Below are 21306 nucleotides of genomic sequence, written 5' to 3' on the forward strand. Positions count from 1 at the left end.
TGTCTGCCCCGCAAACACAGCTTTGCACGGGAGAGACCACGCCATGAAGACCGCGATCACCGAAATGTTCGGCATCCAGCACCCCATCATTCAAGGGGGGATGCACTATGTCGGGTTCGCCGAGATGGCCGCGGCTGTCTCCAACGCGGGGGGCCTCGGGATCATCACCGGCCTCACGCAGGGCACGCCCGAAAAGCTGGCGAATGAAATCGCGCGCTGCAAGGACATGACCGACAAGCCCTTCGGCGTGAACCTCACCATCCTGCCCACGCTGACCCCGCCCGATTATCCGGGCCTTGTGAAGGCGGTGATCGAAGGCGGGGTGAAGGTGGTGGAAACCGCCGGGCGCAATCCGGTCGATCTGCTGCCGCCGCTCAAGGATGCGGGGATCAAGGTGATCCACAAGTGCACTTCCGTGCGCCACTCGCTGAAGGCGCAGGACATCGGCTGCGATGCGGTGAGCGTTGACGGGTTCGAATGCGGCGGCCACCCGGGCGAGGATGACGTGCCCAATTTCATTCTGCTGCCGCGCGCGGCGGACGAGCTGGAAATCCCGTTCGTCTCCAGCGGCGGCATGGCTGACGGGCGCAGTCTGGTCGCCAGCCTCGCCATGGGTGCGCAGGGGATGAACATGGGCACCCGCTTCATCGCCACCAAGGAAGCCCCGGTGCACGAGAACGTGAAGCAGGCGATTCTGGCGGCAAGTGAACTCGACACGCGGCTGGTGATGCGCCCGCTGCGCAATACCGAACGCGTGCTCAACAACGCGGCGGTCGAGCGCCTGATCCTCAAGGAGAAGGAGCTGGGCGATACCATCACCATTCAGGATATCCTGCCCGAGGTTGCCGGGGTTTACCCGAAGATCATGACCGAAGGCACGATGGACGCGGGCGCGTGGAGCTGCGGCATGGTGGCCGGGCTGATCCACGATATCCCGACCTGTCAGGAACTTATCGACCGGATCATGCTCCAGGCCGAGGAAATCATCGCCCGTATGCAGGCCATGGCGCGAGCCTGAAACGCTTTGTCCGGGGACAAGACATAAGGGCGAATCCCTAGGTAAACCCCCGCATTCTCTCCAATGCCGCCCTGCGGCACGATGCGCCTTGCGCCATGCCGATTCTCGGGACGCGCGCGCGCGGATCATTGCCCGGTAGGCTAAGCGATGCCACCCGGACGGCTTGGACGGAAGGTTGGCATGGATATCTCGGCAGGACCGGCAGCGCTGGGCGGCGTCATGATGTGCGTGGCACTGGCCGCCTGGGCGCTAGGGCGCTGGCAGGGGGGTATCTCGCCGTCCTTTGATGCTGCCGTGCCGCAGGACGCTGAAGCCCCCGCCATGCCCGGCGAAGACGTGCAGGATGGCGCAGCGATCCCCCACCCGCATGCAGCGCAAGCCCAGCGGCAGGTGACGATGCACACCGAAGCGTCACTGGGCGAGGTTCATGCAGAAATTACCGCCTATCGCCGCGCGGAGCGGGTGCTGAACTCACTGCACGGGGCCGCGCTGGATTACAGTCTACGGCCGCATGCAGGAGATGGTGACCGCCGGGATGGTGACAGCGGCCCCTTGCTGGTGGCCGATGTCACGGATCAGCCCTCGCCGCCAGCCTCGGGCTTCACGCGGGTGTAGGGAACGAAGTCCTCGAAGAACACCGCGCCGGTGAAGATGCCGTTGAACCGGTTGATGGTGGTCATCACGTCCAGCCGGCACAGCTCGGTGCCGTTGAAACGGTTGGTGACCAGCGCGTCATTATCATTGATCTGGTCCGGATCGCGGGTGCGCTGGACATAGATCGTGTTGCCCGAACCATAGACATAGGCGACGCCATCGATGGTCTGCATCCGCACATTCGGCAGCGTGCGAATGCAGCGCGTGGGCTCTCCGGCAACCCGCCCTTCAAGCAGTTTGGCGAGGCGCAGTTCGCCCTTGGTCGGCGGCGGGGGAACATCCGTGCTGACGTCGGCCTGCGGCGCATCGGCAGCAAGCGGCGCGATCGGCAGGCCAGTCAGTGCCAGCGGCAGGGCGGCGGTAAGGGCAAGGCGGAAACGGTTCATGGCGTGATCCTTTCGAATCGTGATGCCGCACTTGGCCACACCGCGCCTTAACCGAGGCTGAGCGCGGGTGCCCTGTCAGGCGCGCGCGTTGCTCGCACCCGATGCGATATCGGGCAGCTCCGCCTGATCCGCGCCATCGGCAGGGCCGCCGCGCAGCACGAAGCGGCGGTCGCAATAGCCGCAGTCGACATAGCCATGCTCGTCGATCTCGAGGAACACGCGCGGATGGCCCAGCGCCGCCGGGCGATATCCCGCGCCGCCGCGGATGCCGCTGGCCCCGTCGCACGAGACGCGGCGGGTATCGACGATCATGACTTCAGGAGGAGGAATGCTCATGCGCCTGCCGATACAGGCAGCTCTGCGCGAGTTCAATTGCCTTTGCGGCCTGCCTTGCCTAGGCGTGCCCCCATGTACCCGACGCCAGCCGAGCCCGCCATCCGCATCGAAAACCTCGCCAAGCGCTACGCCCCTGCCAAGGGGGCCAACGGGACCATGACCGAAGGCAAGCTGGCGCTGGGCGGCGTCAGCTTCGATGTGCCGGAGGGTTCGATCTTTGGGCTGCTCGGCCCCAATGGCGCGGGCAAATCGACGCTGATCAACGTTCTGGCGGGGCTGGTCACCAAGACCAGCGGCACCGCCGAGATCTGGGGCTTCGATATCGACCGCGACCGGCGCAATGCCAGCCGTTCGATCGGGATCGTGCCGCAGGAGATCGTGTTCGATCCCTTCTTCACGCCGTTCGAGGTGCTGGAGAATCAGGCGGGCTTCTACGGCATCACCGCCGCCCTGCGCCGCAGCGAGGCGCTGCTCGAAGCGGTGCGGCTGGCCGACAAGCGCAATGCCTATGCCCGCACGCTGTCGGGCGGGATGAAGCGGCGGCTGCTGGTCGCCAAGGCGATGGTGCATTCCCCGCCGATCCTGGTGCTGGATGAGCCGACCGCCGGGGTCGATGTCGATCTGCGCCGCCAATTGTGGGAGCTGGTCAGCGAACTGAACCGCGACGGCGTGACCGTGGTGCTCACCACCCACTACCTCGAAGAGGCCGAAGAGCTGTGTGACCGCATCGCGATCATCAATCACGGCAAGCTGATCGCCAACAAGCCGACCCGCGAGCTGGTCGAAATGGCGCGCGAGAAGATCGTCGCCGTCACCGCCGCCGCCGATCTGACCGCCGCACCCGCACACGAAGCCTTCGCCAAGGTCGAATGGGACGGCGCGCGCGCGGTCGAAGTGACCTATGACAAGGATCGCCTCAGCGCCGGTCAGGTGCTCGCGATCCTCCAAGGCGAGGGCCTCACCATCGAGGATGTCACCACCCGCGAAGCCGACCTGGAAGATGTCTTCGTGCAGCTGACGGGCGCTGCCGACGGTTAACCGACGGAGCTATCGGCCTCGGGATCGGCGGGTATGTGCTTGCGCCATTTGCGACGGCTCATCCGGATGATCGTCGTGCCGCAATGGCGGCATTCTCCGACATAGGTGACCCCGTCCCACTTCACGTCGCGGCGAAGGGGATCGTGCCGGTTGAACAGACATGCGAGGCGAGAGACTAAAGACATCGACCAAACCGCCTGAGTGAGAGGATAGGCAATGCGACTTTCCGGGGCCCACACTCCGCCCGCCTTCGGGTCGGGATGCGCGACGGCGGATCATTAGCGGCACCGCGCGCGAAGACATAGGAAAAACAACCTATGTCAATTTTGCCGGAGGCTGGGGCTGCCGCCCTCACCTGCGCGCTCACCCTTGCTCAGGTTGCAAATGCGCGGCATGGCGCAGACATGGCGATTGAGAACGCAGTGCGACAGCCACATAACACTCTGGCGCATGATGTGCTGGTGATCGGATCGGGTGCGGCGGGGCTGACCGCGGCGCTGGCGCTGGCCGAGGAACGGCGGGTGCTGGTGCTGGCCAAGGGCTCGCTCACCGGTGGGTCGACCGCCTGGGCGCAGGGCGGGATCGCCGCCGTGCTCGATACGGGCGACACCTTCGACAATCACGTGCGCGACACGATGGTCGCAGGCGCGGGGCTGAACGACCTTGCCACCGTCGAGTTCGTGATCGAGCGTGCGCCGCAGTCGATCGACCGGCTGTGCGAGCTTGGCGTGCCGTTCAACCGCGATGCGGACAGCCTGCACCTGACCCGCGAGGGCGGCCATTCGCACCGCCGGATCGTCCATGTCGATGACGCCACCGGCTGGGCGGTGCAATCGGCGCTGGTCAAGGCGGCCGAGGCCCACCCCAACATCACCCTGCTGCCGGGGCGCACCTGCATCGACTTCATCACTGATCGCCACCGTGAGCAGTTCTCTGCCGCTGGCCGCGTGTGGGGGGTCTATGCGCTCGACGAGGCAACCGGGCGGGTCGAACGTCATGTCGCCCGCGCCACGATCCTCGCCACGGGAGGCGCCGGACGCGTCTACCAGTTCTCCACCGCCCCGCGCGGCGCGACGGGGGACGGGATCGCGATGGCATGGCGGGCAGGCGCGCGCGTCTCCAACATGGAGATGATGCAGTTCCACCCGACCTGCCTCTACAATCTCGACGTGAAGAACTTCCTCATCACCGAAGCCGTCCGCGGCGAGGGCGGGCATCTGCTCCACCCCGAAACCGGCCGCCGCTTCATGGTCGATTATGACCCCGAGCGGATGGAGCTTGCGCCTCGTGATGTGGTGGCGAGAGCGATTGACGACCAGATCAAGCGCTTCGGCCTCGATTACGTCCACCTCGATATCAGCCATCAGCCGGCCGAGTTCGTGAAGGGGCATTTCCCGACGATCTACGACAAGCTGATGGGTCTGGGCATCGACATGACCGCCCAGCCGATCCCGGTCGTCCCCGCGCAGCACTACACCTGCGGCGGCGTGGTGGTGGGGCTGGATGCGCGCACCGATGTGCCGGGGCTGTGGGCGGCGGGCGAATGCACTGAAAGCGGCCTCCACGGCGCAAACCGGTTGGCATCCAACAGCCTGCTCGAATGCTTCGTGTTCGGCGAAGCGGCGGCGCAGGACATCCTCGCCCGCTGGGACACGCTGGAAGCGCCCCCTGCGATCCTGCCGTGGGACGAAAGCCGCGTGACCGATTCCGACGAGGAAGTCGTGATCAAGCAGAACTGGACCGAAATCCGCCGCTTCATGTGGAACTACGTCGGCATCGTGCGCACCACCAAACGGCTGGAGCGCGCCGCCAGCCGAATTGAACTGCTGAAGCGCGAGGTGGAAGATTACTACGGCGCGTTCCGGGTCACTACAGATCTGATTGAATTGAGAAATCTGTTGCAGTCAGCGGAGCTGATCGTGACGTCCGCGCTGCGCCGCAAGGAGAGCCGGGGGCTGCACTATACGCTCGATTATCCCGAACTGGCGGATGAGCCGCGGGATACGGTGTTGGTGCCGTGAGATGCCTCGCCGCGATCAGCCTGCTTGCTTTGGCAGGCTGTTCTGGCGGTGAGCCTGACTACATCGCCCTCATTTGCCTTGAAGACCTGAACCAGCGCCACATCGTCGAAGCTGATTTCGTCAATCTGTTCGAACGGAATGGCTACGAAGTCGAAAAGCACAAATACGGCGTGGGGTTCAACGCAAGCAAACTATTCGGCGCTCATGCTTCCATGGATTTCTCGAGCGAATCGTGGGAGCCTGGGCGCCCGATGCGGATCATTGCCATGTTGACGACCAATGGTGACGAGCAACTTAGTGCGAATTTCAAGGAGCTGACTGAGAGAAAGTGGGGAGGCTTTCCGGAGCCGGATCGCACTTTTCGGGGTGATGAGTGTGTCGAGCGGCAGGCGGCCGGCGTTGTGAAATAGACCCTTCCGTTCGCCCTGAGCTTGTCGAAGGGCTGCTTTTCTCTTCGGAACTGGCGTTGGAAGAAAGAGCAATGCTTCGACACGCTCAGCATGAACGGTAGTGGGAAGTTCTGTTGGGGTTCATCTGCCAGCGGTTAACTGCGCGCGGGATATTTCTCAAAGGTGCGCTGCAATGAAAATGTTACTGTCTTTCGTCTGCTTGGCCGCCATCGCCATCCCCCTCGCCGCCCAAGACTCCGCCGCATCCGAAAACGCCCCGGAGAATTCGATCGTCGTCACCGCGCAGCGGTCCGGCGCGCCGATGTGGACCATTGATACCCCCACCGGCACCATCATCCTCGTCGGCGAGATCCGGGCGATCCCCAAGACCACCCCGTGGCAGCCCGACCGCTTGCGCGAGGCGACCTCGCAGGCGGACCGGGTGATCCTCGGCGCGCGGCCCAAGGTCTCTCCGGGGGATGTGCTGCGGCTGATCTTCTCCGGCTCGAAGTTCACCAAGCTGCCGGACAAGACCGTGGCGAGCGAATATCTGACGCCGGAACAATGGGCGCGTCTGTCCGCGCTGGGCACGGCGCATGAGCAGGATTACACCCGCCAGTCCTTCCTGCTCACCTCCTTCGAAATGTTGCGCAAGGAACTGCGCTTCAACCGCGACACCGCGGACGATGCTTCGGAGGTCGTGGAGAAAGCGGCCGACAAGGCCAAGGTGCCGACCACCCGCGCGGCCACCTTGCGGGGCGAGGATATCATCGACAACCTCGCCGATGCGCCGCCCACTGCGCACATCCCCTGCCTCACCGCGGCGATGGACGCGGTCGAGGCTGGCCCCGATATCGTCGAAAAGCGCGCTTCCGACTGGCGGCGGTATGATATTCCCTCGGTGATGGCGAACCCGCTGGAAAGCGCGCTCGGCCAGTGCTGGCCATGGGCGGATGATACTTTGGGCAGTGAATTGAGGACCATCTGGGTCGAGAAGATCGCAGAAGTCAGCACCGCCAAGGGCACAACCCTCGCTGTGGTGCCTTTGCGAGTGTTGGCGGAAAGCGGCGGAGTGCTTGACCAATTGGACGCACGCGGCTTCGATATATCCGGACCCGAATGGAAGTGACCATCCGGGCCTGACCAGAGGATCAGCCCGCATCATGCCCACCATCACCACCCCCAACACTGGCATCGAGATTTTCTACGAAGATCGGGGTGATCCCTCGCATGAGGCGATCCTGCTGGTGATGGGCCTCGGCGCGCAGATGACGCTGTGGCCGGACGAGCTGGTGGCGGCGCTGGTGGGCGACGGGTTCCGGGTGATCCGCTACGACAACCGCGATATCGGCCTCAGCCAGAAGTTTGAAGGCGCGCGCGCGCCCAGCCTGCCGGTGCAGGTGCTGCGCAAGAAGATCGGCTTTCCGGCGCGGGTGCCCTACACCCTCAAGGACATGGCCGATGACGGGATCGGGCTGCTCGACGCGCTGGGGATCGCGCGCGCCCACGTGGTTGGCGCGTCGATGGGCGGGATGATCGCGCAGCTGATGGCGGTGCATCACGGCGAACGGCTGGCGAGCCTCACCTCGATCATGTCGACCACCGGCAATGGCAAGCTGCCCCAGGCGGAAAAGCACGCGATCGACGCGCTGGTGGCGCCGATCAAGAGCATGGAGGAGGAATCGCTGGTCGCCCACGGCCTCAACATCGCGAAGAATATCGGCAGCCCGGGCTACCCCTTCGATCCCGAACAGCAGCGCGATCGGGTGCTGCTGAACATGCGCCGCTCGGTCTATCCGGCGGGCCTGCCGCGCCAGTTGGCCGCGATCATCGACGATGGCTGCCGCCGCTCGCGGCTCGCCAGCGTGACCGTGCCGACGCTGGTGATGCATGGCGAGGCCGATCCGCTGGTCAAGCTGGAGGCGGGAGAGGACACCGCGCGGCACATCTCCGGCGCGCGGCTGGTGACGATCCCCGGTTGGGGCCACGATCTGCCGCTGGTGCTGGTGCCACGCATCGCGAGCGAAATCGCCACCCATGCGCGCGGGGGGTAATCAGCGCGTGCTGGTGAAGGGGCTGATTGCCGGATCGCCCGGGCGCGCGGTGGTGGCCTCGACCGTTTCGGCATACATCGCGCGGATGATCGGCAGATCGGGATAGATTTCGGTCATGTAGCCGAGCAGCGGCCGCGTATCGACGTAGCAGATCCGGTGCCCCGCAAAGCCGAACTCGCTGACCACCGGATAGCCGGCCGCCACCAGATGGTCGCGCGTGCCCGCATAATCGGCGGCAAAGGTCGCGCAGTGGTGGAGCACGGGCTGGCCGTCGGCGCGCAGCATCTCGTGAAAGGCTGAGGGTGCTTCCGAGACGACCTCGATCACCTCGACATTGATCGTGCCGGTCTGCACGAAGACGCCGCGGATGCGGATCGGGTCGGCGGGCTGGCCGCGATAGACGTGATCGGCCAGTACCCCCTCGGTCCCGCCGAGGAACGGCCCCCAGCCATAGGCACGATTGAGAGCGGCGCAGCCTTCTTCAAGGTTCGGCACGAGAAACGCCATCTGCACCAGCGTGACGGGGAGGATGCTCATGCGCGGCTGTCGAGCCACGCCCTGCTGGTGCGGGCGCATGCGCGGGCGCGTTCGTTGAGGTCGGGGAAGGCGTCGCGCAGGGCCGCGGAGCGTTCCTCAATGGCCATTGGCAGATGTGCGGGCAGGGCGTCGACCATCGCGCCGAGCGGCAGGCCGCCATAGCCCAATGGCATCCGGCGGTTGATCGCATCGTCGATGATCGCGTCGAAATCCGTCAGGTCGGGCGGGTCGGCAGGCGCATCGCAGGGCTGGCAATAGGACAGCCACTCGCGCGGGATCGCCGCCAAATCCTCCGCCGTCCCGCCCGATCGCGCCCAGTGCAGCGTATCGATCAGCAGCGCCTTGGCCTCGCCCTCCACGCCTTCGAGGACCGCGCGGGCCATGTGGATCGTCTTCACCTCGGTGAAGATGCCGAATTCGAGATTCACCCTGACTCCGGTGCCCTTCGCGCGGTCCACCATCGCCTGAAACTTGGCGGTGGTGGCGGCCATGTCGGGATCGCTGGAGACGCAGAGCAGGTTCCGCGCGCCCAGTTCTGCGGCGATGTCGACCAGCTCGCAAAGCCACGGATCGGGCGCGCCGGGCATGATCCACGCGACTTCCAGATCGAGCAGTTCAACCCCCGCATCGCGCGCCTGTTGCCGGATCGCGCGGGTGGTTGCGGGGGTCCACGTCTCGCGCTCGGCCCACATGCCGCCGAAGTCGAAATCGCTTGCGGCGGCGGCTTCGATCAGCTGGGCCGGTGTGGCTTCGGGCATGATCCCGGCGGCGAGGGAGATGAGGCGATTAGGCATGGGGAGCGGTTCCCGCAGGGATAGCGCGACTAAGCCCGCGCGGCGCTTGAGCGTGCTTTTCGGTTCGCGTCAGCTTGAACCGAAAACGCATTACAATGTCTGCCCGTCGTCGAGCACGAAATCGGTCCCCGTCACGAACTCCGAGGCGTCCGAGCAGAGGAACAGGATCATCGCATCCAGCCCCTGTTCGTCCATCAGGCGGCGCTTGGGGAAGCGGGCGATCTGCTTCTTGCCGGGCTCGGTATCGAACCATTCGTCGTTGATCGCGGTGCGGATATAGCCGGGGGAGACGGTGTTGACGTTGATCCCGGCCCGCGCCCATTCGCGCCCCAGCGTGCGGCCCGCCTGCACCACGCCCGCCTTGGACGCCGCATAGGCGACGAGGCCGGGAGAAGGCTCGAACGCCGTGATCGAGGCGATCAGCACGATGCGGCCCTTTGTGACGCCATGCGCCATCATCCGCTTGGCGCCCTCACGTGCGGTCAGGATCGCGCCTTTGAGGTTGATGGCGAGGGTGTGTTCGATCTCCTCTTCGGAGATGGTGGTCGCCATGCCTGCGCCATCGACACCCGCATTGGCGATCACGGTATCGACCGGGGAGCCAAATGCCGCTTCCGCCGCGTCGAACCCGGCGATGATGTCTGCCTCGCGCGCGACGTCCATTTGCACGGGGCAGGCTTTCGCGCCGATGCGGTCGGCCAGTTCCTCCAGCCGGTCGACCCGCCGCGCGCCCAGCGCCACATTCGCGCCGCTCGCAGCGAGAATTCGCCCGAAACGGGTGCCAAGTCCGGAAGATGCGCCGGTGATGAGCGCGGTGCGCCCGGTGAGTTCGAAGGAGAAGCCCATGGCGGTCACTTAGCCGCAGGCAGCTCCCCGTTCACATATTTCATCAGCGTGGTCTGGAAATGCCGCACCCGGCTGTCCTGATAATGGCCCAGTTCCATCAACCCGTCGCGCATGCTCTTCATGCCTTCCTGCACGTAAGGCAGGTTGGCCATGTCCTGATCGAACACATTGGCAAGCTGCGGGCCCATGATGTCGTTGGCCCAGGCGAAGGGTTCGTCATCGGGGATATAGGTGGGCGTCACCGCGCGCGGACGTTCCTGACCCTTGGGGGTGGGGAACAGCAGGCGGATTTCCATGATGCACCAGTCGGGCGTGTCGCCGGGCAGCCAGCGGTACACCAGCGTCGGCAGGAAGCCGATCCACGGCGCGAAGTTGGGGAAGATGTTGTAGGTGAAGTTGTCGAGAATCTCGGTGTCGGCCGCGTCCGAGTAATCATAGCCGTAGTTCTCGGCAAAGCCCTTGCGCCCCGCCTCTGCCAGCACCTTGCGCGCGCCGAGCGGATCGGCAGCATCATAGCCTTCCGCCGGTTCCTCGCTGGCGTTGAAGCGGCGGTTGGTCTTGGCATCGGCCCCGCCGGAGAACTCGTTCATCTTCTCCAGCACGTAGTCCGAATTCTTGCCCTTCACGTGCGGGCTCAGCACGCCCGACGGCGTGATCGCGCGGTTGAAGTGATCGCCGATCAGGTCGTACCGCGTGTTGGCATCGCCGAGGAAGGCGAGCAGCTGCGGGTGCGTGGTGATCGAATGCCAGGCTTCCATGAAGGCCTCGGCAGTCGCCTTCCAGTTGGCGGGGATTTTCTTCTGCACCCACATCCCGGTGTAGCGGTTGCCGAAATCATAGCGCTCGTAATGCGAGGCCGCCGGGCCGAGCCACGTCTTGAAATCGGGCAGTCTGTGGTTCTCGGTCAGCATGACGAAGCCCTGCCACAGCTCGATCCGGGCTTCGGGCAGGCTCATCTCCTTGCCTTCGAGATGCTTGAAGTCCCAGGCGCAGGGGATTTCCTTGAGGCTCCCGTCATTGCGCCAGGTGAAGCCGTGGAACGGGCAGCGCAATTGCACCGAATTGCCGCTTTCGGTGCGCAGCTTGCGCCCGCGGTGGAGGCAGGCGTTGTAGAAGGCCTTCACGCCGCCATCCTTCTGGCGGATCAGCAGGAAGCTTTTGCCCGCAATGTCGAAGACGACCGTGTCGCCCACGTCCGGCAGCTCGTCCTCGCGCGCGGCGAACAGCCAGACGTTGGGCCACAGCTTCTCGCGTTCCAGCGCGGCGAATTCTTCCGAGATATAGGGCGCGACCGGCAAGGGATCGTCGCCCATTTCGATGGTGGTTTCCTCGAACAGGTAATCGGGCGCGCGGCGGGTATCGCCGTTGAGCATGTCGGTATAGCTGATCCCCGGGCAGCGGTCGGCGCGGGCGATATCTTTGATCTCGTTCATTGGGCTTGTCCGGTCCTCTCGGGGGCTTGTCCCCGCCTCTCGTCCTCGCACTTTGTGCAGTGTCTCGTGGGGGGAATATCACACAGTCTCGCCGAGGGTCACCCTATCGGATTGGAGAGGAACATGGCTTTACCCGGGTCAATCGCCGCCTTGGGCGACATCATGCAGCTGGCCTACGTGCCGGAGGATTTCGACGCGGCGGTGAAGCACTGGACAGAAACGATGGGCGTCGGCCCGTTCTACATCATCGAGGGCATCCATCTCGATGGCATGAAATACCGCGGGCAGCCGACCGATGCGGTGTTCGATCTGGCGCTGGCCTATTGGGGCGACTTGCAGATCGAGCTGATCCGCCCGCGCGACAATCACCCTTCGGTCTATACCGGCGAGTACGGGGCCACGGGTAATGGCCTCCACCACGTGTGCATTCTGGTTGACGATATCGCGGAGGCGCGGCGGGTCTGCGAGGAGTCCGGCGCCGAAGTGATGATCGAAGGGACGTTTGGCACCAGTCAGGCGATCTATGTCGATGCAGGGGGCGGGCCGGGGACGCTGGTGGAGATTCTCCAGCAGGCCAAGGACGGGCCGGACCTGTTCGGGATGATCAAGGCTGCCGGCGTGGGCTGGGATGGGACGGAGCCGCTTCGCCGTTTTTGATTTCCGCACGCCCCTCCGGGCGCGCGGTCCTCGCTAGACGCGCAGCAAAGCTGCGCCCGCTGCGGGCGGGCGGTCGCCCTTGCGACGCCTGCGGCGCCGAGCCCGCTCTCCCTTGCAATGATGCACTGATCCGGGCCGCAGGCCCGCAAGGCCGACCGGACGCCCGCAGGTGCTCGATCCCGCAGGGATCGAAACGCACCGAGGAGGAACGCGCGGAGGCGCGTTCTCTAATCAGACGCCCCCAGATACCCCAGCTGCCCGGCCTTGAAGATCGTCTGGGCGCGGTTCACGCTGTCCAGCTTCTCGCCCGCGCGGTGGATGTGGTAGCGGATCGTGGCGTGTGACCGGTTGAGGATCATGCTGATCTCCTTGTCGGTCTTGCCGATCGCGGCCCAGCGCAGGCACTCGACCTCGCGCTTGGAGAGCACGCAGTCGGACGGGATGCGCCGCTTGGTGCGGTTGGCCTGCACGTAGCCTGCCACGAAGCACCGCGTGACCATCGCGAACAGCGCGCCATATTCGGCGAACTCGGCCGAGAGGTCTTCCTTCTCGCGGTCCATCGAAATGAAGCTGCTCGCGGAAATCTGGCCGAACGGCAGGTGCACCGGCACCACGATTGCCGCCTTGCACAGCGCGCGCTTCTCGAAGTCGGCAAGGTCGATCTCGCCGAGGTAGGAGTTGCGCCAGCGGGTGTTGAAACCGTGGCGGTTGGCCCAGAAGGGCTCGCTTTCATAGCGGCAGGCACGCGGCAGCGGCGAATGCAGGGCGAGCCGATGATCCTCCCACCAGCGCGCGCCGTCATCCAGCCAGCGGAAGATATCGGCGTTGAGGATCGTGCCATCGGCATCGACCATCGGTTCCTTGGAGGAGATGTCGTCGCAGACCGCGATCTGCATCCCGCGTTCCTGCGCGATGCGGGCGAGCGCCACGGCGGCATCGTGGATGTCCTCGGGACAGGTGATGGTCACCTGTTCGAGCAGCAGATCGAGCGACTCGCGGCCTTGCGGCGTGCGCAGTTCGACAACATTGGTAGCCATTGACCGCCCTTGCTCCTCTGTTTGTTTTCTGATTCGGGAGATTACCGCAATTTTCCGGAATGTCCTCATTATTTACCTAGGGGAAAGCGCGGGCGGCGGGGGCTAGCGAAAGAGACAGGGAGAGTGGCTGAGTATGGCATTTGCGGGCGCGAATTTCGGGGTTGTGGTGAAGGCGCTGGCGGCGGCGGTCCCGCCGGACAGGCCCGCGCTGGTGCACGGCACGCGGGTGGTCAGCTGGGGCGAGCTTGACGCCATCACCGACCGGATCGCGGCGGGGCTGATCGCGCGGGGGCTGAAGCCCGGAGACATTGCCGGGCAGATGCTGCGCAACACGCCCGACTACATGCTCGCCTATTTCGGCTGCGTGAAAGCGGGCGTGGTGCCGGTCAACGTGAACTACCACTACAAGGCCCGCGAGCTGGCGGACATCTTCAGCCGCTTCGGGTTGAAGGCGCTGTTCACCGAGAGCGACTTTGCCGATGCCGCGCGCGAGGCGATGCCGGAAGGCGCGCTGACGGTGGATGTGGGGAGCGCCGAGTGGGATGCGCTCTGCGAAAGCGCGCTGCCCGCCGGGTTCGCCATCCATGATGACGCGCAAGCCCTGTTCCTCACCGCGACCGGCGGCACCACGGGCATGCCCAAGGCGGTGATGTGGCCGATGGATCAGGCCTGGGGCGCGTTCAATATCGGGCTGTGGCAGCGCCCGCCGGGCACGCCGCCGCTGATCGTTTCCAGCCTCGACGAGCAAGTGGCGCAGGCCGCCGCCATCGGCCCCGATCACCCCGCCAGCAATTCGCCGATGCTGCTGCTCAGCCCGCTGATGCACGGCGCGGGGCAGTTCACCGCAGTGATCCATCTCCTGAAAGGCGGCACGCTGGCGCTGCTGCCGGGGCCGAAATTCGACGCCGATCTGGCGCTGGATGAAGTGAAGCGCATTGGCGCGCGCGGTATCTTTATCGTCGGCGATGCCTTTGCCCTGCCACTCGCCGACAGGCTGGATGCGCGCGGGGATGGGGCGGAGGCATTGGCGAGCCTCAGGAGCATCACCTCGTCAGGCGCAGTGTTATCGCCAGTGCTCAAACAGCGGCTTATCGCCCATCACCCTTCGCTGATGATCATCGACGCACTCGGCTCCTCGGAAAGCTCGGGCACCGGGATCGTCATCACCACTGCGGCGGGATCGAGCGGCGGGGGCAAGTTCCAGCCCTTGCCCGGGCGCGAGACCAAGCTGTTCGACGAGCATTTCAACGAAATCCGCCCCGGCAGCGACGGCGTCGGCATTGTCGCGCGCACCGGGCCGCTACCGCTCGGCTATCTCGGCGAGGACGAAAAGAACGCGCAGACCTTCCCCGTGATCGGCGGCCAGCGCTGGCTGATGACCGGCGACCGCGCGCGCTGGTCGGCGGACGGCACGCTCGAATTCATCGGCCGCGACAATATGTGCATCAACACCGGCGGCGAGAAGGTCTTCCCCGAGGAGGTCGAGGCGGTGCTGCTGGATCATCCCGCTGTGAAGGACGTGCGCGTCGTCAGCCTTCCCGATGCGCGCTTTGGCCGCAAGGTGGTGGCCGTGGTGCAGCCGGAGGGCGCGTCAGAGGGGCTGGAGGCCGCGCTGGACACCCACGCCCGCGCGGGGCTGGCAGGCTACAAGATCCCGCGCCTCTACGTGCTGACCGGCCAGTCGCTCAGGCTCAACAACGGCAAGCCTGATTACAAGACCGCGCAGGCCATTGCGGAGGCGGAGGCGGGCTGAAGCGCCAAGCGCGAGCGCCCGTTCGACAATCGCCAAAATCACTTGGCCAAGAATCCGGAAATAATTCTTCTTGCGTGAATCCCGCTTTTCTTGAATCCTGTTTTCTCGATTGATTACGGTATGATGGATCGAAAAAGGGGAGCGCGAAAATGAATATCAAGCTGAATTTCATTAATCATTCAAATGACACGAACAACAGTGAAATCGTGATTTTTGCGAAGAATACCGCAACGGATATGCAAGAATTCGCGGTCGCATGGAAGGTCATTCGCTTCTGCGGTCAGGGAGAAAACCATCCCTTCGTCTATTCCACCGATTCACAAGTTGCGATGGGCGATAGCTGGGGCAACTTCTCGCCCAGATTGAAAGCCGAGCCCGGACAGCAGTTCACGGCACAGAATACAGCATCCGGGGACCATCTGGCCCTGACCGGAGCGAGCTCCGCGCCCGATGAGATCGAGGTGGTCAATGGTCTGATGAAGGGGAGCATCAGCGCCAATATCTACAAGTCGGGGAGTCTCTTTGCGCAAAAGACTTCGATTGCGCCGGGGATGAAGGCGGTGTTCCAATTCACGCCAACCATCTGGATCGGCGTCGCCTCGGAGGTTGACGAGGGAGCGAACATGAGTTCGGCGATCGTCTCGAGCGTGAACACAGAAATCAGCCTGCTCGGCATTGCCTCGGCAGATATTGTCATGACCGGCGGCGGCGCTGGTCCAGATGCGACGCCGTTCCAGTTCCACCTGGAAAATGTCTCGATGGCCTGACGCGCGGCGATCAAGCGCGAAGCGCGCGGGATGTTTCAGATTCGCGCGGCAATGATTCGGTTGGGCAGGATGTGACATCCGCCTGATCGTCGCCCTGTGCTTCGCATGGGGCGACGGTAGCGCTGGCGCCAGATCAGCAGCCGTTGCCCCGAACAACGGCCGGCAGATGCGCGCATGCCCCAAAGGCGCATTGCGCAGCGGCTATCCACGCAACATTCGAACCCCGGCCCGTGCAAAAGATTCACGGGTGGATTCGAATGATTCAATCACCATATTTTTCTTCACAGATTCAGTTTGGGGGTTGCGGGCCGCGCGACTCAAGCTTGCTCCACGCGTCGCGGGGTTTTGGCGGGCTCTCCGGCCCCTCGGAATGGTAACTAGGTGCTTAATCGCCCGTTGACGTGAGTCCCTAGGTGATTCATCATCTAGTGGTTCGGCGCAAATCGGACCCCCAACCCTTGGTAAATCTCCCGCCGCCCCGCAGAGGGCATGCGGAGGGAGATTCGCTCTGGCCCGGGGATCCAAGGCGCGCCGCGAATGGGACTGATCGACCTGCCAGCACGTCCAAACAGGGGGCAAGCTGTTGGCAAGTCTGTGGACCAAACTGTATAGAACAGAATCGGAACATGGCCTCTTGTGCCATGGGCCCGATTCGGGGGACAAATGGGGCTGACAATGGATTTCAAGGCGAGCGACAACGTGCCCAATGATGCGGTGAACACCGATGTGACCAATGAAGCGATTCCGGGCGAGCTGGATGCGGGCACCAATGCCGCCGCGCCTGCGGGGGATGAAATGCCCTCCAAGAACGAAAAGGCTGTGACAATGAACAAGACCGATGCCGGATCCGATGTGCTGATCGCCGCCAAGGCGGGCGAAGCGCTGGCCGGCGCCATGGCCGAAGTGGCCAAGGCTGCCGCAGTGGACAGCAAGAAGGTCAACGACCGCCGCTTCACCGTTGTCACCGATAACAGCCGCGATGCGCGCCTGACCGATTTCGGCAAGGACACGCTGACCGACCGTTACCTGCTGCCCGGCGAGACCTATCAGGATCTCTTCGCCCGTGTGGCCGATGCCTATGCCGACGATCAGGATCACGCCCAGCGCCTGTATGGCTACATCTCGAACCTGTGGTTCATGCCGGCCACGCCGGTGCTGTCGAACGGCGGCACCAATCGCGGCCTGCCGATCTCGTGCTACCTCAACTCGGTCGAGGACAGCCTCGAAGGGATCGTCGGCACGTGGAATGAAAACGTGTGGCTGGCGTCCAAGGGCGGCGGGATCGGCACCTATTGGGGCAATGTCCGCGGCATTGGCGAGCCGGTGGGCCTGAACGGCAAGACCAGCGGGATCATTCCCTTCGTGCGCGTGATGGATTCGCTGACGCTGGCGATTTCGCAGGGCTCGCTGCGGCGTGGTTCGGCGGCCTGCTATCTCGATATCAGCCACCCGGAAATCGAGGAGTTCCTCGAAATCCGGAAGCCCTCGGGCGATTTCAACCGCAAGGCGCTGAACCTGCACCACGGCGTGCTGATCACCGACGAATTCATGCATGCAGTGCGTGAAGGCGCCGAGTTCCAGCTGCGCAGCCCGCGCGATGGATCGGTGCGGCAGACGGTCGACGCGCGCTCGCTGTTCCAGAAGCTGGTCGAGACCCGCCTCGCGACCGGTGAGCCCTATATCGTCTTCAACGACACCGTGAACCGCATGATGCCCAAGCATCACCGCGATCTGGGCCTCAAGGTTTCGACCTCGAACCTGTGCTCGGAGATCACCCTGCCGACCGGCATTGACCACCTCGGCAATGACCGCACGGCGGTGTGCTGCCTGTCCTCGCTCAACCTCGAAACCTGGGAAGAGTGGAAGGGCGACAAGCAGTTCATCGAGGACGTGATGCGCTTCCTCGACAACGTCCTGCAGGACTATATCGACCGCGCGCCGGACGAGATGGCCCGCGCCAAGTACTCGGCCTCGCGCGAGCGTTCGGTCGGCCTCGGGGTGATGGGCTTCCACTCGTACCTCCAGCAGAAGAACGTCGCCTTCGAAAGCGCGATGGCCAAGGCGCTGAACCTCCAGATGTTCAAGCACATCCACGCCAAGGCGTGCGAGGCTTCGATGCTGCTGGCGCAGGAACGCGGGCCCTGCCCCGACGCGGCCGACATGGGCGCGATGGAGCGGTTCAGCTGCAAGATGGCGATCGCGCCGACCGCGTCGATCAGCATCATCTGCGGCGGCACCTCGGCCTGTATCGAGCCGATCCCGGCCAACATCTACACCCACAAGACCCTGTCGGGCAGCTTCATCGTCAAGAACCCGTACCTGGAAAAGGTGCTCGACAAGAAGTCGAAGAACTCGACCAATGTCTGGAACTCGATCCTCGAGCGGGGCGGTTCGGTGCAGCACCTCGACTTCCTCACCGTGGAAGAGAAGGCGACCTTCAAGACCAGCTTCGAGATCGACCAGCGCTGGCTGCTCGAATTCGCGGCCGACCGCACGCCCTACATCGATCAGGCCCAGTCGCTGAACCTGTTCATCCCGGCCGATGTCGACAAGTGGGACCTGATGATGCTCCACTATCAGGCGTGGGAGCGCGGCATCAAGTCGCTGTATTACCTGCGGTCCAAGTCCGTGCAGCGCGCCGGCTTCGTCGGCGGGGTGGAGGCGGACAACACCTCCGAACTCGCCAAGATCGAGCTCAGCGCCGAGACCGATTACGAGGAATGCCTGAGCTGCCAGTAAGCGGCGCCAGCGGGCGCGCGGGCGGGGCCGGACCCCGCCCCCGCAGCACCCGCGGCAGCTGCCACCAAGGGGGACAAATAGAATGAACCTGCCGTTTGCCATGGGGCTGTTCGGGCTGATCGTCAGCGCCGTTTTCGCCTTCAACTCGGTGCGCGAACTCAAGCGCAATGTCGAAGGCCACGCCCGCAACGCCGCGATGATCCACATCGCGATGGTATCGATGCTTGTGCCCTTCTGCCTCTACGTCGTCATCGCCTACGCGCCCTGATTTCGCTGAATCCAAGCGCCCCGCGCTTCCGTATCTGCTATACCTTTTGCCTTAGGAGTATCCGCCCATGTCGCTTCTCGAAGCCCGCAACACCTACAAGCCCTTCCAGTACCCCTGGGCCTATGACTTCTGGAAGCGCCAGCAGCAGATCCACTGGATGCCCGAAGAAGTGCCGCTGGGCGAGGATTGCCGCGACTGGGCGCAGAAGATCACCGAGAACGAGCGCAACCTGCTCACCCAGATCTTCCGCTTCTTCACCCAGGCCGATGTCGAGGTGCAGAACTGCTATCACGAAAACTACGGCCGGGTGTTCAAGCCGACCGAAGTGAAGATGATGCTTGCCGCCTTCTCCAACATGGAGACGGTGCACATCGCGGCGTATTCGCACCTGCTCGACACCATCGGCATGCCCGAAAGCGAATACTCCGCCTTCCTCGAATACGAGGAAATGAAGGACAAGCACGATTTCCTCCAGACCTTCGGCGTGGACAGCGATGAAGATATCGCCCGCACCCTCGCCGTGTTCGGCGGCTTCACCGAAGGGCTGCAGCTGTTCGCCAGCTTCGCCATGCTGATGAACTTCCCGCGCTTCAACAAGATGAAGGGCATGGGCCAGATCGTCAGCTGGTCGGTGCGTGACGAAAGCCTGCACTGCGAAGGCATCATCAAGCTGTTCCACACCTTCTGCGAGGAACGCCAATGCCTCACCAAGGCTGTGAAGGAAGACCTGATCGACATCTGCCAGAAGACCGTGCGTCTGGAAGACAACTTCATCGACCTCGCCTTCGAAATGGGCCCGATCAACGGCATGAGCGCCAAGGAGATCAAGCGTTACATCCGCTACATCGCCGACTGGCGCCTGAAGCAGCTCGGCCTGCAGGAAATCTACATGATCGAGGAGCACCCGCTCCCCTGGCTCGCCCCGCTGCTCAACGGCGTCGAACACGCCAACTTCTTCGAAACCCGCGCGACCGAATATTCGAAGGGCGCAACGCGCGGCGACTGGAACACCGTGTGGTCGTCGTTCGACAAGCGCCAGAAGGCCAAGGCCGTGAACGAGGATGACGGCGTTGTGGCCGAGGCCGGGCTGTTTGGGGCTGAGGCTGCGGAGTAGGAGAATCCGGATCTGAAATGCAGATCTATTGAAAATACGATAGACCGTGCATTTCTAGCGCCAGCCACCCTCAGCTGGGCAGACATAAAGCTAAAATTCAGCTAAATAGAGGGGAGATGGACCTGCGCCATCTCCCCATCTTCTTTGGGTCCAAACCGAAGTTGAAGTTGTCGCTGCTAATCCGAGGAGCTTCGCTGGTGTCCAAAACCGGCGATGGGTGCAGCAGTGACACTGGGGTCTTAATTCAGTGCGCCGCGGAAGGAAACCCCATTGGCCGAGATTCCAGTCATCATGGGCCAAGTTTTGTCTTCAGGAGTGAAGACTATCGTTGGCTCCGTGCGTTACAAGCATCTTCATGAACGCCTCTTCACGCCTTGGCGTGATGCGCGAACCAAGCAAGGCTATCAGCGAAAACCAGCTCAAGGCCGCATCTTAAAGCTGATGATGGAAATTCGACGTGGGCGGGTAGACATCCCGACGGCAGTTCTTTTGAATGCGCGCCACGATTCATGGCGTGCCGCGTTGGAAGAGCGCACAGATGGCGATTGCAGCACATTCGACCTTAACGCTTATAGTGGCACGCTTTCTGTTGTTGACGGGCAGCATCGGTTGGCTGCTTTCCGCGGGCTTATGGCCGAGGATCCCCAAAGATACGGGGATTTCAAGATTCAATTCGTCATGATGCTTGGCGCTGACGAAGGTCAAGAGCTTGAGCAATTCTACATCGTGAATTCTACTGCTAAATCAGTGAAAACTGATTTGGCTTACGACCTTCTTAAGCAACGCGCTGAGCATGACGGGAAAGTCATGACGGGTTTAATTGAATCAGGTCAAGATTGGAAAGTCGAGGCTCAAGCAATTACCGAGATGATGGCAGACAGTTCCGATATCTGGCGAAATCGGATCCGGCTAGCAAACGAAGATCGTGGTATAACTACGATACCAAGCGCCTCATTTGTCACTTCATTGAGAAAATTCCTGAATTACCCCCTTCTGAAAAATGTAGGGAGAGATAGGAAATTTCAAATCCTCGAAAGCTACTGGAGAGGAATTCGGTCGGCGATGCCCGAACCATTTAAAGAAAGTCAAAAATACACCTTAATGAAGGGTATTGGTGTGTGGGCAATGCATGAGATCCTTCCGGAAATTGCTGAGCTAGTGCGATCGAACGGCGGCTCGCTCCTTGAAGATGACAACTATGCAGAACTCTTGCAGCCGATGTTTGATCACCTTGATGGTGAAAACAAGGACGCAGAATTCGTCAAGGGAGCCGATTTCTGGCTCACTGCACCTAAAGGCGGTGCCGCAGGAAGCTACTCGTCATCAGCAGGGAAGCGTGTCCTAATTTCTAAGTTGCTGAACGGCCTGCCTGATCTAGAACTCGAATGAGGGTTGCGCTCAACATTTCCGCCCCCAAAATCCCGTCTCCCCGGGCTTGCCTGCCCCGGCGCAGGCCGGGGACCCG

Annotated in this window: 21 protein-coding genes and 1 pseudogene; 14 read left to right on the top strand and 8 right to left on the bottom strand. The window is 63.2% G+C overall.

Annotated elements, in window-relative coordinates:
- Window positions 1–10: 10 nt before the first annotated feature.
- Together KVF90_RS03960 and KVF90_RS03965 are read left to right on the top strand one after the other, a co-directional pair.
- A pseudogene (locus tag KVF90_RS03960) lies at window positions 11–1018 on the top strand (NAD(P)H-dependent flavin oxidoreductase); the annotation flags it as partial.
- 180 nt (window positions 1019–1198) lie between these two features.
- A complete protein-coding gene (locus KVF90_RS03965; RefSeq protein WP_264393553.1) occupies window positions 1199–1633 on the top strand; it encodes a hypothetical protein in 435 nt (144 codons plus the stop codon).
- Here KVF90_RS03965 and KVF90_RS03970 read toward each other — a convergent pair.
- Window positions 1594–2058, bottom strand: a complete 465-nt coding sequence (locus tag KVF90_RS03970) for a hypothetical protein (RefSeq protein ID WP_264393554.1) — start codon at window positions 2056–2058, stop codon at window positions 1594–1596. The genes KVF90_RS03965 and KVF90_RS03970 overlap by 40 nt on opposite strands.
- Before the next feature lie 75 nt (window positions 2059–2133).
- Window positions 2134–2394, bottom strand: coding sequence for a zinc-finger domain-containing protein (locus KVF90_RS03975; protein WP_264393555.1), 261 nt, complete (start codon window positions 2392–2394; stop codon window positions 2134–2136).
- Window positions 2395–2466: 72 nt separating this feature from the next.
- Between KVF90_RS03975 and KVF90_RS03980 the strand changes: the two genes are divergently transcribed.
- The gene (locus tag KVF90_RS03980) at window positions 2467–3432 is read left to right on the top strand and encodes an ABC transporter ATP-binding protein (RefSeq protein ID WP_264393556.1); all 966 of its coding nucleotides are present in this window, start codon (window positions 2467–2469) and stop codon (window positions 3430–3432) included.
- On the opposite strand, the gene KVF90_RS03985 is transcribed toward KVF90_RS03980, so the two are convergent.
- The gene (locus tag KVF90_RS03985) at window positions 3429–3617 is read right to left on the bottom strand and encodes a hypothetical protein (protein ID WP_264393557.1); all 189 of its coding nucleotides are present in this window, start codon (window positions 3615–3617) and stop codon (window positions 3429–3431) included. The genes KVF90_RS03980 and KVF90_RS03985 overlap by 4 nt on opposite strands.
- A gap of 219 nt (window positions 3618–3836) precedes the next feature.
- On the opposite strand from KVF90_RS03985, the gene nadB reads away from it, so the two are divergent.
- The 4 genes from nadB (at window position 3837) to KVF90_RS04005 (ending at window position 7896) form a co-directional block, all read left to right on the top strand.
- Window positions 3837–5453, top strand: a complete 1617-nt coding sequence (nadB, locus tag KVF90_RS03990; RefSeq protein WP_264393558.1) for an L-aspartate oxidase — start codon at window positions 3837–3839, stop codon at window positions 5451–5453.
- A complete protein-coding gene (locus KVF90_RS03995) occupies window positions 5450–5863 on the top strand; it encodes a hypothetical protein (RefSeq protein ID WP_264393559.1) in 414 nt (137 codons plus the stop codon). The genes nadB and KVF90_RS03995 overlap by 4 nt, the downstream gene beginning before the upstream one ends.
- A 172-nt stretch (window positions 5864–6035) precedes the next feature.
- Entirely contained in the window at window positions 6036–6971 is a 936-nt protein-coding gene (locus KVF90_RS04000) for a TraB/GumN family protein (protein ID WP_264393560.1), read from the top strand.
- Window positions 6972–7005: 34 nt separating this feature from the next.
- Window positions 7006–7896 (top strand): alpha/beta fold hydrolase, encoded by an 891-nt coding sequence (locus KVF90_RS04005; protein WP_264393561.1) that lies wholly within the window; start codon window positions 7006–7008, stop codon window positions 7894–7896.
- Here KVF90_RS04005 and KVF90_RS04010 read toward each other — a convergent pair whose 3' ends face one another.
- From KVF90_RS04010 to KVF90_RS04025, 4 genes are all read right to left on the bottom strand, one after another.
- Complete coding sequence (locus KVF90_RS04010; RefSeq protein ID WP_264393562.1) at window positions 7897–8433, bottom strand: VOC family protein; 537 nt, start codon at window positions 8431–8433, stop codon at window positions 7897–7899.
- Window positions 8430–9227: a sugar phosphate isomerase/epimerase family protein gene (locus KVF90_RS04015; protein ID WP_264393563.1), complete on the bottom strand. Its 798-nt coding sequence runs from the start codon at window positions 9225–9227 to the stop codon at window positions 8430–8432. The genes KVF90_RS04010 and KVF90_RS04015 overlap by 4 nt, the downstream gene beginning before the upstream one ends.
- A 90-nt stretch (window positions 9228–9317) precedes the next feature.
- Window positions 9318–10073, bottom strand: a complete 756-nt coding sequence (locus tag KVF90_RS04020; protein WP_264393564.1) for an SDR family NAD(P)-dependent oxidoreductase — start codon at window positions 10071–10073, stop codon at window positions 9318–9320.
- Between the two features lie 5 nt (window positions 10074–10078).
- Window positions 10079–11506 carry an aromatic ring-hydroxylating oxygenase subunit alpha gene (locus KVF90_RS04025; protein ID WP_264393565.1) on the bottom strand — a complete coding sequence of 476 codons (1428 nt, stop codon included), beginning with the start codon at window positions 11504–11506 and terminating at the stop codon, window positions 10079–10081.
- Between the two features lie 123 nt (window positions 11507–11629).
- On the opposite strand from KVF90_RS04025, the gene KVF90_RS04030 reads away from it, so the two are divergent.
- Window positions 11630–12163 (top strand): VOC family protein, encoded by a 534-nt coding sequence (locus KVF90_RS04030; RefSeq protein WP_264393566.1) that lies wholly within the window; start codon window positions 11630–11632, stop codon window positions 12161–12163.
- Window positions 12164–12390: 227 nt separating this feature from the next.
- Here KVF90_RS04030 and KVF90_RS04035 read toward each other — a convergent pair whose 3' ends face one another.
- Complete coding sequence (locus tag KVF90_RS04035; RefSeq protein ID WP_264393567.1) at window positions 12391–13200, bottom strand: helix-turn-helix transcriptional regulator; 810 nt, start codon at window positions 13198–13200, stop codon at window positions 12391–12393.
- A gap of 133 nt (window positions 13201–13333) precedes the next feature.
- Between KVF90_RS04035 and KVF90_RS04040 the strand changes: the two genes are divergently transcribed.
- The 6 genes from KVF90_RS04040 (at window position 13334) to KVF90_RS04065 (ending at window position 21230) form a co-directional block, all read left to right on the top strand.
- Window positions 13334–14953, top strand: a complete 1620-nt coding sequence (locus tag KVF90_RS04040) for an AMP-binding protein (protein ID WP_264393568.1) — start codon at window positions 13334–13336, stop codon at window positions 14951–14953.
- 149 nt (window positions 14954–15102) lie between these two features.
- The gene (locus KVF90_RS04045) at window positions 15103–15720 is read left to right on the top strand and encodes a hypothetical protein (protein ID WP_264393569.1); all 618 of its coding nucleotides are present in this window, start codon (window positions 15103–15105) and stop codon (window positions 15718–15720) included.
- A 675-nt stretch (window positions 15721–16395) separates the two neighbouring features.
- Window positions 16396–18459: a ribonucleoside-diphosphate reductase subunit alpha gene (locus tag KVF90_RS04050; protein ID WP_264393570.1), complete on the top strand. Its 2064-nt coding sequence runs from the start codon at window positions 16396–16398 to the stop codon at window positions 18457–18459.
- A gap of 82 nt (window positions 18460–18541) precedes the next feature.
- On the top strand, window positions 18542–18727 hold the full coding sequence (locus KVF90_RS04055) for a hypothetical protein (protein ID WP_264393571.1): 186 nt from the start codon (window positions 18542–18544) through the stop codon (window positions 18725–18727).
- Window positions 18728–18794: 67 nt separating this feature from the next.
- Window positions 18795–19841 carry a ribonucleotide-diphosphate reductase subunit beta gene (locus tag KVF90_RS04060; RefSeq protein WP_264393572.1) on the top strand — a complete coding sequence of 349 codons (1047 nt, stop codon included), beginning with the start codon at window positions 18795–18797 and terminating at the stop codon, window positions 19839–19841.
- Between the two features lie 270 nt (window positions 19842–20111).
- A complete protein-coding gene (locus tag KVF90_RS04065; protein WP_264393573.1) occupies window positions 20112–21230 on the top strand; it encodes a DGQHR domain-containing protein in 1119 nt (372 codons plus the stop codon).
- The last annotated feature ends 76 nt before the right edge of the window (window positions 21231–21306 follow it).

This window comes from Porphyrobacter sp. ULC335 (genome assembly GCF_025917005.1).
Lineage (GTDB): Bacteria > Pseudomonadota > Alphaproteobacteria > Sphingomonadales > Sphingomonadaceae > Erythrobacter.